11 protein-coding genes and 1 riboswitch are annotated in these 11952 nt (G+C 74.7%); of the genes, 6 read left to right on the top strand and 5 right to left on the bottom strand.

All coding sequences use genetic code 11. From position 1 onward, the window contains the following. Nucleotides 1–62: 62 nt before the first annotated feature. The 3 genes from ACFWUQ_RS29130 to ACFWUQ_RS29120 all read right to left on the bottom strand — a co-directional run bounded on the left by ACFWUQ_RS29130 (nucleotide 63) and on the right by ACFWUQ_RS29120 (nucleotide 3327). A complete protein-coding gene (locus ACFWUQ_RS29130) occupies nucleotides 63–1151 on the bottom strand; it encodes a prenyltransferase (RefSeq protein WP_384543967.1) in 1089 nt (362 codons plus the stop codon). Next, nucleotides 1148–1882: a class I SAM-dependent methyltransferase gene (locus tag ACFWUQ_RS29125; RefSeq protein ID WP_384543965.1), complete on the bottom strand. Its 735-nt coding sequence runs from the start codon at nucleotides 1880–1882 to the stop codon at nucleotides 1148–1150. Before ACFWUQ_RS29125 ends, ACFWUQ_RS29130 begins: the two co-directional genes overlap by 4 nt. 131 nt (nucleotides 1883–2013) lie before the next feature. Further along, the gene (locus ACFWUQ_RS29120) at nucleotides 2014–3327 is read right to left on the bottom strand and encodes a glycosyltransferase family 4 protein (protein WP_384543963.1); all 1314 of its coding nucleotides are present in this window, start codon (nucleotides 3325–3327) and stop codon (nucleotides 2014–2016) included. 293 nt (nucleotides 3328–3620) lie between these two features. Between ACFWUQ_RS29120 and ACFWUQ_RS29115 the strand changes: the two genes are divergently transcribed. Then, complete coding sequence (locus ACFWUQ_RS29115) at nucleotides 3621–4244, top strand: TetR family transcriptional regulator (protein WP_384543961.1); 624 nt, start codon at nucleotides 3621–3623, stop codon at nucleotides 4242–4244. A 110-nt stretch (nucleotides 4245–4354) separates the two neighbouring features. Here ACFWUQ_RS29115 and ACFWUQ_RS29110 read toward each other — a convergent pair whose 3' ends face one another. Together ACFWUQ_RS29110 and ACFWUQ_RS29105 are read right to left on the bottom strand one after the other, a co-directional pair. Next, a complete protein-coding gene (locus tag ACFWUQ_RS29110; protein WP_384543959.1) occupies nucleotides 4355–4588 on the bottom strand; it encodes a ferredoxin in 234 nt (77 codons plus the stop codon). Beyond that, nucleotides 4588–6051, bottom strand: a complete 1464-nt coding sequence (locus tag ACFWUQ_RS29105) for an aldehyde dehydrogenase (RefSeq protein ID WP_384543957.1) — start codon at nucleotides 6049–6051, stop codon at nucleotides 4588–4590. Before ACFWUQ_RS29105 ends, ACFWUQ_RS29110 begins: the two co-directional genes overlap by 1 nt. A 171-nt stretch (nucleotides 6052–6222) precedes the next feature. Between ACFWUQ_RS29105 and ACFWUQ_RS29100 the strand changes: the two genes are divergently transcribed. The 5 genes from ACFWUQ_RS29100 to ACFWUQ_RS29080 form a co-directional block, all read left to right on the top strand. Next, nucleotides 6223–7284 (top strand): MBL fold metallo-hydrolase, encoded by a 1062-nt coding sequence (locus tag ACFWUQ_RS29100; protein WP_384543955.1) that lies wholly within the window; start codon nucleotides 6223–6225, stop codon nucleotides 7282–7284. Between the two features lie 197 nt (nucleotides 7285–7481). Then, nucleotides 7482–7561: riboswitch (cobalamin riboswitch) on the top strand. 129 nt (nucleotides 7562–7690) lie between these two features. Continuing rightward, nucleotides 7691–8941, top strand: a complete 1251-nt coding sequence (locus ACFWUQ_RS29095; protein ID WP_384543953.1) for a prenyltransferase/squalene oxidase repeat-containing protein — start codon at nucleotides 7691–7693, stop codon at nucleotides 8939–8941. Further along, on the top strand, nucleotides 8941–9636 hold the full coding sequence (locus ACFWUQ_RS29090; protein ID WP_384543951.1) for an SCO2322 family protein: 696 nt from the start codon (nucleotides 8941–8943) through the stop codon (nucleotides 9634–9636). The genes ACFWUQ_RS29095 and ACFWUQ_RS29090 overlap by 1 nt, the downstream gene beginning before the upstream one ends. Beyond that, on the top strand, nucleotides 9633–10838 hold the full coding sequence (locus ACFWUQ_RS29085) for an energy-coupling factor transporter transmembrane component T (protein ID WP_384543949.1): 1206 nt from the start codon (nucleotides 9633–9635) through the stop codon (nucleotides 10836–10838). The genes ACFWUQ_RS29090 and ACFWUQ_RS29085 overlap by 4 nt, the downstream gene beginning before the upstream one ends. Further along, a partial coding sequence (locus ACFWUQ_RS29080) for an ABC transporter ATP-binding protein (protein ID WP_384543947.1) occupies nucleotides 10835–11952 on the top strand: 1118 nt, incomplete at its 3' end. The genes ACFWUQ_RS29085 and ACFWUQ_RS29080, both read left to right, overlap by 4 nt.

Below are 11952 nucleotides of genomic sequence, written 5' to 3'. Positions count from 1 at the left end.
CCCTCCGGGGGGTGGCGGACCCGGCCGCCGTATGTGCGCCAGGGCCGGCGCGCCGTCCGGACTCAGCCGCAGCAGTCGGGCTCCAGCCCGGCCGGGAGCGAGGTCCCGCCGAACACCTCGGTCGTGGCCTCGTCACCGCCCAGCGCCGCGACGGCGAGCAGCAGCGAGCCGGCGGTCCACGTCGTCTGCTCCACCGGCCAGACGGCCTTGTCCTGGAACACGTACCCCGTCCAGTACATGCCGTTCTCGGCGCGCAGGTGGGTGATGGAGCGCAGGATCTCCAGCGCCCGGTCCGACTCCCCGGTCGCCCACAGCGCGAGCGCCAGCTCGCAGGACTCCCCGCCCGTCACCCACGGGTTCGGCAGGACGCAGCGCACACCCAGGTCCGGGACCACGAACTCGTCCCACCGCTCCTGGATGCGTGCCCTGGCCTGGGCCCCGGTCAGGGCCCCGCCCAGCACCGGGTAGTACCAGTCCATCGAGTAGTGGTTCTTGTCGAGGAACCGCTCCGGATGGCGGCGGATGGCGTGTCCGAGCGCGCCCGCGGCGAGCTCCCAGTCCGGCTGCGGCTCCTCGCGGTGCTCGGCGACGGCCAGCGCGCAGCGCAGCGCCTGGTGGATGGAGGAGGAGCCGGTGAGCAGGGCGTCCGTGACGGGTGTGCCGTCGGGCTCCCGCTTCCAGCCGATCTCGCCGCCCGGCTGCTGGAGCGCGAGCACGCACTCCACGGCCGCGTACACCGCGGGCCACATCCGGTCGAGGAAGGCGTCGTCGCCCGTCGACAGGTAGTGGTGCCAGACACCGACGGCTATGTACGCGGTGAAGTTGGTCTCCCGGCTCGCGTCCTGCGGCTCGGCGGTGTCCACCCCGTCCGGCCGGTCGGCGTAGGCCGCGTACCAGGAGCCGTCCCGGTTCTGGTGCCGGGCCAGCCACGCGTACGCCCGCTCGGCGGCCTCGTGTTCGCCGGCGGCGTCCAGCGCCATGGCGGCCTCGGTGTGGTCCCACGGGTCGAGGTGGTGGCCGCGGAACCACGGGATGGCCCCGTCCTCGCGCTGGGCCGCGAGGATGCCGGCCACGGTGAGGGCGGCCTGCTCGGCCGTCAGCACACCGTCCAGCACGAGGTGTTCGGGTGCGGTGCGTCCGGGCGAGCTCACTGGGTCGCGCCGACGGGGAGGTGCGGCTTGGTCGCGTAGGCCACGAAGCTCTTGCCGATGACCGGGTTCAGGGCCTGCTCGGCGAGGCGCGTGGCCAGCGGCTTCTTCATGATGTCCCAGACCAGCAGCTTGTGGTACGCCTTGACGGGCAGCGCCTTGTCGTTGTCGACGCCGAAGGCGCACTTGAGCCACCAGTACGGCGAGTGCAGACCGTGCGCGTGGTGCGTGCCGTACGGCTTGAGGCCGGCGGCCTCCATCTTGCCGAGGAGTTCGTCCGCCTTGTAGATGCGGATGTGGCCGCCCTCGACCTCGTGGTAGGCGTCGCTGAGCGCCCAGCAGATCTTCTCCGGGCCGTAGCGCGGCACGGTGATCGCGATGCGTCCGCCGGGCTTGAGCACGCGCACCATCTCGGCGAGGACGCCCTTGTCGTCGGGGATGTGCTCCATCACCTCGGAGATGATCACGACGTCGAAGGACTCGTCGGGGAAGGGCAGGGCGAGGGCGTCGCCCTCCATGGCGGTCGCCGTGGCGCCGGCCGGGGCCTCGCCGGCCTCCTTCATGGCGGCGAACCACTTGGCGACCTCGCGGATCTCCTCGCCGTTGCGGTCGACGGCGACCACCTGGGCGCCGCGCCGGTAGCACTCGAAGGCGTGCCGGCCTGCGCCGCAGCCCAGATCGAGTACGCGGTCGCCTGCGGCGAGCGGGAACCGGGAGAAATCGACGGTCAGCACGGGGTCCTGCCTTCGCGGTCGCGGGGGTGATCAGGGGGAACGGGGTCGGGATACGAGCGGGAGACGGGATCGGGGCGGATCGGGGCACTCACCGCGTGCGGCGGGTCACCGGGTACGGCAGGTCCCGCCCGTCACCGCGTACGTCGGGTACGGGCGGCCCGCTCGATGGCGGCGCGGTAGTGCGCGGCGGTGCCCTCGGCGGCTCTGGACCAGGTGAAGCGGTCCAGGACCCGTTCGCGCCCGGCGGCTCCGAGGCGGGCGCGCAGCTCCGGGTCGCCCAGCAGCCGGCCCAGCGCGGCGGCCAGCGCCCCCGCGTCGCCGGGGGGCACCGCGAGGCAGGTCTCGCCGTCGGGGCCGGTGACCTCGGGGATGGCTCCGCCGGTGGTGGCGACGAGCGGGGTGCCGGTGGCCATCGCCTCGGCGGCCGGCAGCGAGAAGCCCTCGTAGAGGGAGGGCACGCAGGCGACTTCGGCGCTGCGGACCAGGTCGACGAGCTCGGCGTCGGTGATGCCCTTGACGAAGCGGACGGCGTCCTGGAGCCCGTACGCCTCGATGGCGCGGGCGACCGGGCCCTCCTCGGCGCGCTTGCCGACGACGACGAGGTGGGCGTCCGGGCGCTCGGTGCGCAGCTTGGCGAGCGCCTCGACCAGGTGGACGAGCCCCTTGAGGGGGACGTCGGCGCTGGAGGTGGTGACGATGCGGCCCGGGACCTCGGCGACGGAGGCGTCGGGGGACCACAGCGCGGTGTCGGCGCCGATGTGCACGACGTGGATGCGCTCGTCGCGGACGCCCAGGTGCTGGGCGATCTCCTGCTTGGAGGAGCCGGAGACGGTGAGTACGGACGGCAGCCTGCGGGCGACGCGGCCCTGCATGCGGGTGAAGGCGTACCAGCGGCGCACGGAGGCGCGCTTCGCGCGGGTCGTCGCGGCGTCGAGGTCCAACTGCCGGTCGACGGTGATGGGATGGTGGATCGTGGTGACCAGGGGGGCGCCGAGGTCGGCGAGCAGGCCGTAGCCGAGCGTCTGGTTGTCGTGGACGACGTCGAACTCTCCGGCGCGGGCGGCCAGGTGGCGGCGGGCGCGCAGCGAGAAGGTCAGCGGTTCGGGGAAGCCGCCGGTCCACATCGTGCCGACTTCGAGGGCGTCGATCCAGTCCCGGTACTCGCCGCGCTTGGGCGTGCGGAACGGGTCCGGGTGCCGGTAGAGGTCCAGGCTGGGCAGCTCGGTGAGGGAGGCGCCCGTGTCGAGGACCGGGTAGGGCTGCGCGCCGATGACCTCGACGGAGTGCCCCAGGCGTACGAGCTCGCGCGACAGGTGCCGGACGTAGACGCCCTGGCCGCCGCAGAACGGGTTCCCCTTATAGGTGAGCAGTGCGATACGCAGCGGGCGGTCGCCGTCGGTGGCGGAACCCGCGAAAGGGCTCGTCACCATGGCCTCAGCGGTCACTCTCGGCCCCCTTCTCCCTGCACTTTTCGCCGGAGCGTAACCGCTCGGATAATGTAGAACAAGTTTCAGACTTGATCCGTCGAAGACCATTGAATCTACCGGCCGGAAACTACACCGTAAGAGGCGGAGCAGGTGATTCGCGCCACGGCTCGGGCGCCTGCCATGCTGGCCCCCGATCAGCCCGGAAACGGGTCCGGAGCCGGCCCGGAAACGGTCCGGAACCGACCTTGACCGGACCCCGCCCCACCCCGCACTGGACCGGCAACGACACGGAACGCCATGGAACGGGATACATGACAGCGGAAGCGAAGGCCGTCACCACATCGGCGTCCCCTCCCCTGACGGAGCGCCAGGAGGCGCGTCGGCGCCGGATCCTGCACGCCAGCGCGCAATTGGCCAGCCGGGGCGGGTTCGACGCCGTCCAGATGCGCGAGGTGGCGGAGTCCTCCAGCGTGGCGCTGGGCACGCTCTACCGCTACTTCCCCTCCAAGGTGCACCTGCTGGTCGCCACGATGCAGGACCAGCTCCAGCACATGCACACCACGCTCCGCAAGCGCCCGCCGGCCGGTGACGAGCCGGCGGCCCGGGTGGCCGAGACGCTGATGCGCGCCTTCCGCGCCCTCCAGCGGGAACCGCACCTGGCGGACGCCATGGTGCGGGCGCTGACCTTCGCGGACCGCAGCGTGAGCCCGGAGGTGGACACCGTCTCCCGGCTGACCACGGCGATCATCCTGGACGCGATGGGCCTGGACGCCCCGCCGACGGCGGAGCAGCTCTCCGCGGTCCGGGTCATCGAGCACACCTGGCACTCGGCCCTGATCACCTGGCTGTCCGGCCGGGCCTCGATCGCCCAGGTCAAGATCGACATCGAGACGGTCTGCCGCCTGATCGACCTGACGGCCCCGGAAAAGGCCTGATTGCGCCGGTGCCGGTGCGCGGAGGGACGGCGCGGCGGGGCGCGGGCGAACGGGGGGCGGGGACGGCGGGGCGCCGCGCCGTGGCGGTCCCCGCCGCGCCGTCGCGCCTCCTACTCCTCCGGCGGGAACACCGGCTCCCCCGTCGCCGCCAGAGTGATCATGATGGCTTCCACCGGGCAGCCCTCCGCCGCCGTCAGGACCGGTTCGTTCGCGTCGGTCTCGGGGGTGCGCGGGTGGGACTGGCGGGCCGTGTCGAGAGCGAAGCCCTCCGGGGCGTGGTTCACGCACATGCCCGAGCCGATGCACACCCCCCGGTCCACCTCGACCTGCCAGCGGTCGCCCATCAGGCGCCCGCCCCGTACCCGGCCGGCAGGTGGATCATCTTGTGCTCCAGGTACTCGCCCAGGCCCTCCGGCCCGAACTCCCGCCCCACGCCGCTGTTCTTGTAGCCGCCGAAGGGGCCGAGCATGTCGAGGCTGAAGGTGTTCACGTTGAAGGTGCCGGTGCGCACCCCCCGGGCGAAGTCGATGCCGCGCTCCACGTCGCCGGTCCAGACACTGCCGCTGAGGCCGAACTCGGAGTCGTTGGCGATCCGCGCCGCCTCCGCCTCGTCCCCGTACGGGATCAGGCACACCACCGGGCCGAAGATCTCCTCGCGGGCGATCCGCATCGAGTTGTCGACGTCGCCGAAGAGAGTGGGTTCGACGTACCAGCCGCGCTCCTGTCCCGCCGGATGGCCGCCGCCCGCCAGGATCTTCGCGCCCTCCTCCTGGCCGATGCGGATGTAGTCGAGCGAGCGCTGCTGTTGGCGCCGTGCGACCAGTGGGCCGAGCTGGGTCGCCGGGTCCAGCGGGTCGCCGACCACCAGGGCGCCCGCCGCCGCGGCGAGGGCCTCGGCGACCTCCTCGTACCGGCTGCGCGGTGCGAGTACGCGGGTCTGGGCCACGCACGCCTGCCCGTTGTTCATCCAGGCCGCCGGCGCGATCCCGGCGATGGCGGTCTCCAGGTCCGCGTCGGGGAGGACGACGGCGGCCGACTTGCCGCCGAGTTCGAGGGTGACCCGGGTGAGGTTGCGCGCGGCGACCTCCATCACGCGCCGGCCCGCGGCCACCGAGCCGGTGAAGGCGACCTTGTCGATCCCGGGGTGGCCGACGAGGTACTCGCTGACCTCGCGGTCGGCGGGCAGGATGGACAGCACCCCCTCGGGCAGCCCGGCCTCCCGCGCGATGTCGGCGAGGATGTAGGAGTCGAGCGGCGCCTCCGGGGACGGCTTGAGGATCACCGTCGAGCCGCTGAGCAGGGCGGGCGCGAGCTTGGCGGCCGCGACGAACTGCGGGACGTTCCACGGGATGACGGCGGCGACGACCCCCACCGGCTCCCGGCGCACGAGGATCGGCCCGAGGACGCCCTGGCGGTGCTCCTCGTACGGGTAGGCGCGGGCGACCGTGATCGCGGCGTCGTAGACCATCATCGGACCGAGCGCCTGGGCGAGGACGCTCCAGGAGTACGGGGAACCGTTCTGGGAGCTGATCGAGCGGGCGATCTCCTCGTGCCGGACGGCTATCGCGTCCTTGATCCGGGAGACGACGGCGATCCGCTCCTCCAGGCCCATCCGGGGCCACGGCCCCTCGTCGAAGGCCCTGCGCGCCGCTTCGACGGCGCGGTCCACGTCGGCCGCCGAGGCGTGCGGGACGGAGCCGATGACCTGCTCGGTGTGGGGGGAGACGACGTGGATCCTCTCGGTGCCCAGCGGATCCGTCCACTCCCCGCCGATGAACAGTTGTCCGTGTTCCACGAGCTCGGTCATGGCTGCTGCCTCCTGCGGCTTGGCGTTCCAGAACTGATACCAGTTCTAGTTGGAGGAGTCCACGGCCGGGACGGAACAGCCAGGACATCCAACGACTGGTCAGCGGAGCCCGATGATGGTCGACTTGGGCTACTACTGAAACAAGTTCTCGTCAGCGGACAGGGGAGCCTCATGCCAGAGGACACGGCACACGTGACACCGCAGGTCACCGACCACGGTGGAGGCGTATGGGGCATCAAGGTCCCCATCCCCGACAACCCGCTCGGCCACACCCTCGTCCATGTCCTCGACACCGACCGGGGCCCCGTCCTCGTCGACACCGGCTGGGACGACCCCGAGTCGTGGCAGACCCTCGTGGCGGGCCTCGGCGCGCTCGGCATCGCGATCGCCGACGTCCACGGCGTGGTCATCACCCACCACCACCCCGACCACCACGGCCTGTCGGGCCGGGTCCGCGCCGCCTCCGGCGCGTGGATCGCCATGCACGCCGCCGACACCGAGGTCGTGGTGCGCACCCGCGCCGCCGAGCCCGGCGTCTGGTTCGACTACATGAGCGAGAAGCTCGCCGCCGCCGGGGCCCCCGAGGAGCACCTCGCCCCGCTGCGGGCCGCCCGCGCGAGCGGCCGCCTGCGGACCCTGCCGGGCCTGCGGGCCGCGGTCCCCGACCGGGAGATCGTCCCCGCCGAGCTGCTCCCCCTCGCCGGACGCCGGCTGCGTGCGATCTGGACCCCCGGCCACACCCCCGGCCACGTCTGCCTGCACCTGGAGGAGCGGCACCCGGCGAACCTCCCCGGCAACGGCCGGCTCTTCTCCGGCGACCACCTGCTCCCCGGCATCTCCCCCCACATCGGCCTGTACGAGGATCCCGAGGACACCCGGGTCACCGACCCCCTCGGCGACTACCTCGACTCCCTCGAACGCATCGGGCGCCTGCGCCCGGCGGAAGTGCTCCCCGCGCACCAGCACCCCTTCACCGACGCCCCCGCCCGCGTCCGGGAGCTGCTGGAGCACCACGAGGAACGGCTGACGGGCCTGTGGGGGCTGCTGGCCGAGCCGCTGACCCCCTGGGGGCTGGCGGAGCGGATGGAGTGGAACCGCCCCTGGGAGCAGATCCCCTACGGCTCGCGCACCATCGCGGTCTCGGAGGCGGAAGCGCACCTGCGCCGGCTGGTGAAGCAGGGCCGCGCCGAAGCGGTCCCCGGCAGCGACCCGGTGTCCTACCGCGCACTGTGACCGCGCGGCCGGGGCGCCCGCCCGGAGGGAAGCGGACGCCGGCCCGCCCGGCCCCGCCCACCCGCCCGGGACCTGCGCGGACGCCGGCCCCGGGCAGCCCGGGGGCCCGAGCCGGTAAGGGGTGCACGTGCCCCGCGCCACCCGGCACGCGGGCTACGGGCCGGTACAGTGAGCCCGTCGTCCACACTTCCGTACGGGGGGAAGCCGGTGAGATTCCGGCGCTGACCCGCAACCGTGACCCCTTCCGGCACCGCCGGGGCGGGAAGCCGGACTGCCCCGTCGCGGAGGTGCGCGGCTCGTGCCGCCGGGTCCTCCGGCGGCCGGCACCGTCGAGGTACACGGAGCCGGAGCCCGGTGCCTGCGCGTGCCTGCCTCCCGTTCCCCAGCACGAGAGGCACCCGCCCCCATGAACGTCCGCCGCAGCGCCGCCGCGCTCGCCGCCTCCGCCGTGCTCTGCGTGGGTGCCGCCCCCGCAGCCCTCGCCGACACCGCCCCGCCCGCCTCCCCCTCCGCCGCGCCGGTGGTCCCCTCCGGGCTGTTCGGCAAGAACGACCCGACGTACGACGGCGTGTGGCGCCAGTCCTTCGCGCTGCTCGCCCAGCACACCGTCGGCCTCAAGCCCGCCCAGCAGGCCGTCGACTGGCTGACCGGCCAGCAGTGCGCCAACGGCGGCTTCGCCTCGTTCCGCGCGGACGCGGGCGCGGCCTGCGACGCGGCGACGATGCTCGACACGAACGCCACCGCCGTGGCCGTGCAGGCGTTGAAGGCCGTCGGCGGCCACGACGACGCCGTCAAGAAGGGCGTCGACTGGCTGAGGTCCGTCCAGAACGAGGACGGCGGCTGGGCCTACGTGCCCGGCACCCCGAGCGAGGCCAGCTCCACCTCCGTGGTGATCAGCGCCCTGGCCGCGGCGGGCGAGAAGCCCGCCGAGGTCCGCTCCAAGGCCGGCAAGTCGGCCTACGACGGCCTGCTCCCCTTCCAGTTGGGCTGCGCCGCCGAACCGGCCGCCGACCGCGGCGCCTTCGCGTACCAGCCCGTCGAGGGCAAGCTGCTCGCCAACGCCGACGCGACGGCCGCCGCGACCCTGGCCGGCCTGGGCCGGGGCGCCGTCGTCGTCCCGTCCGGTACGGACACCCCCGCCGCCCCGCTGGCCTGCCCGGCGGGCGCCGCCGACCCGGCGACCGCCGCCCAGGGCGCGGCCGGCTACCTGGCCGAGGCCCTCAAGAAGGACGGCCACCTCACCGCGGTGACCCCGGGCGCCGACCAGCCCACCGCGGACACCGGCAACACGGCCGACGCCGTGATCGCGCTGGCCGCGGCCGGCCACAGGCAGTCGGCGACGGGCGCGCTGGAGTGGCTCAAGGGCAACTCGGCGCAGTGGTCCAAGGGCAGCCCCGCGGCGCTCGGCACCCTGATCCTGGCCGCGCACGCGACGGGCACCGACCCGAAGTCCTTCGGCGGCACCGACCTCGTCGCGGCCCTGAACGCCACCGGTCCGGCCCCGCAGGGCGCGGACACCGAGGCGACCGAGGTGAAGAGCGGCGGCGCCGAGGACTCGGGCGGCCAGAACGTCTGGTGGATCATCGGCGCGGGCGCCGCGGCCGGCGTGGGCATCGGCATCCTGCTCAGCGGCCGCCGGAAGAAGAACCAGCTCTGATGGGACGCCGCCCGCTCCTCCCGCGCACCGCGCCGCGCCTGCCCGCCCTCGGGCCGGCCGTTCTCGGGCTGGCCGTCGGCGTCGTCCTCGCGCTGCTGGCCGCCGCCCCGGCCCTGGCATCGAGCTACCGCTACTGGTCGTTCTGGGACGGCGCGGGCGGCAACTGGACCTACGCCACGCTGGGCCCGTCCATGGCCCGCCCCGCGGACGGCTCCGTCCAGGGCTTCCGCTTCGCGGTCAGCAAGGACGCCGGTGACGTGGCGGCGCAGCCGCGCGCAGCCGCCGACTTCCAGGCCGTGTGCGGGGCAACCGCTGCCGCGCCGGGCACCAAGCGGGTGGCGCTGGTCATCGACTTCGGCACCCCGGCGGACGCCCCGGCCGGCGGCGCCCCGCCGCAGGAGCAGCCCCGTACGGCGTGCGCCCGAGTGGCGCCGCAGGCCACGGCGGCCGAGGCGCTGGCAGCGGTGGCGAAGCCGCTGCGCTACAACGGCGCGGCGCTGCTGTGCGCGGTGTCGGGCTACCCCGAGCAGGGCTGCGGCGAGCCGATGGAGGACGCCCCGGCGTCCGCCGTCCCCGCTCCCGGGGCCGGGGGCGACACCGGCGGCGGCCCGTCGGCGGGCCTGCTGGCGGGCGTCGCGGCGGTACTCGTCCTCGCTGCCGCCGCCGTCCGGCAGTCCCGCCGCCGCACCCGATGACGCCCCTGACCCCGTCCCGGGACCGGCTCGCGCACGGCGGCGCCCCGACGCCGGTCCCGCACCCCCGCCCGGGGGGCCGGCGTCCGGCGGCCCCCCGACGGGCGGGCTGGCGGCCGCCGCAGGCCACGCGCGGGAACGCGCTGCACGCCGGCGCGTGGTGGCTCTGGGCCCTCGGCCTGGCCACCGCGGCCTCCCGCACCACCAACCCGCTGCTCCTCGGGTTGATCATCGGCGTGGCCGGCTACGTCGTCTCGGCCCGCCGCACGGACGCCCCCTGGGCCCGGTCCTACGGGGCCTTCCTCAAGCTCGGCCTCTTCGTCATCGGCCTGCGCCTGCTGTTCTCCATGCTCCTCGGCTCCCCCGTGCCGGGCTCGCACACCCTCTTCACGCTCCCGGAGATCCCGCTCCCCGCCTGGGCGCAGGGTGTCCGCCTCGGCGGCCGGGTCACCGCCGAGCAACTGGTCTTCGCCTTCTACGACGGTGCCAAGCTGGCCACCCTCCTCGTCTGCGTCGGCGCCGCGAACGCGCTCGCCAATCCGGCGCGGCTGCTGAAGTCGCTGCCGGCCGCCCTGTACGAGGCGGGTGTCGCCGTCGTCGTCGCCATGACCTTCGCGCCGAACATGGTCGCCGACGTGGTCCGGCTGCGGACCGCCCGCCGCCTGCGCGGCCGCCCCACCGGCGGGGTGAAGGCGGTCCTCCAGATCGGCCTGCCGGTCCTGGAGGGTGCGCTGGAGCGCTCCGTGGCCACCGCCGCCTCCATGGACGCCCGCGGGTACGGCCGCACCGCCTCGGTACCGCCCGCGGTCCGCCACACCACCAACGTCCTCACCCTCGGCGGCCTGCTCGGCCTGTGCGCGGGCACGTACGGGCTGCTCGCCGCGCAGGGGGCCGCGTACGGGCTGCCCGTCCTCGGCATCGGCCTGGTACTGGCCCTCGCCGGGCTGCGCCTCGGCGGCCGCCGGTCGGTACGGACCCGGTACCGGCCCGACCGCTGGGGGGCGCGTGCCTGGCTGGTCTCCGGTGCGGGCGCCGCGGTCGCCGCGCTCCTCGGGTACGCGGGCACCCTCGACCCCCAGGGCCTGCACCCGGGCGTGGTGCCGCTGGTGGCGCCCGCGCTGCCGCTGTGGCCCGCGGCCGCGATCATGATCGGCCTGGTGCCCGCCTTCGTGGCACCCGTACCGCCCGAGGAGGCGTCGCAGTGATCCGCTTCGAGCAGGTGTCCGTCACCTACGACGGCGCGTCCCGCCCGGCACTGCGCGGCGTCGACCTGGTGGTCCCCGAGGGTGAGCTGACGCTCCTGGTCGGCCCCTCGGGTGTGGGGAAGTCCACCCTGCTGGGGACGGTGTCCGGGCTGGTCCCGCACTTCACGGGCGGCAGGCTCAGCGGCCGGGTCACGGTCGCGGGGCGGGACACGCGCACGCACAAGCCGCGCGAGCTGGCGGACGTGGTGGGGACGGTCGGCCAGGACCCGCCGGCCCACTTCGTGACGGACGTGGTCGAGGACGAGCTCGCGTACGGCATGGAGTCCCTGGGGCTGGCGCCGGCCGTGATGCGGCGCCGGGTGGAGGAGACCCTCGACCTGCTGGGTTTGAACGAGCTGCGCGACCGCCCCATCGCCACGCTCTCCGGCGGGCAGCAGCAGCGGGTGGCGATCGGTTCGGTCCTGACCCCGCACCCGAAGGTGCTGGTCCTGGACGAGCCGACGTCGGCGCTGGACCCGGCCGCGGCGGAGGAGGTGCTCGCCGTCCTCCAGCGCCTGGTCCACGACCTGGGCACGACGGTGCTGATGGCGGAGCACCGGCTGGAGCGCGTGGTCCAGTACGCGGACCAGGTGCTGCTGCTGCCCGCTCCGGGCGCGGCGCCCGTCCTGGGGCCGCCGGCCGAGATCATGGCGGTCTCGCCGGTGTACCCGCCGGTGGTCGCGCTCGGCCGCCTCGCGGGCTGGTCCCCCCTCCCCCTCTCCGTCCGCGACGCCCGCCGCGCCGCCACCCCCCTCCACACCCACCTCACATCGGCCACTCCCCCCACGGCCCCGCCACCCGAGACCCCGACCCCGAGCCCCGCCCCCTCCCCCCCGCCGACACTTGAGGCACAGGACCAGGGACGGAGCCCCGACCCCTCAACCCCGCCGGCGCTTGAGGCGCGCGGCCAGGGGCCGAGCCCCGACCCCTCAGCCTCGCCGGCGCTTGAGGCGCGGGGCCAGGGGCGGAGCCCCCATCCAGCCTCGCCGGCGTTTGAGGCGCGGGGAGCCGTCCCGGGACCGGCAGGGCCCCCGGGCCCCCGCCCCCGCCCCCGGCGCGAGGAACGGGCGGGCCA

This window comes from Streptomyces sp. NPDC058662 (assembly GCF_042716255.1).
In the GTDB taxonomy this organism is placed as follows: Bacteria; Actinomycetota; Actinomycetes; order Streptomycetales; family Streptomycetaceae; genus Streptomyces.
This window is presented reverse-complemented; position numbering and strand designations above follow the sequence as displayed.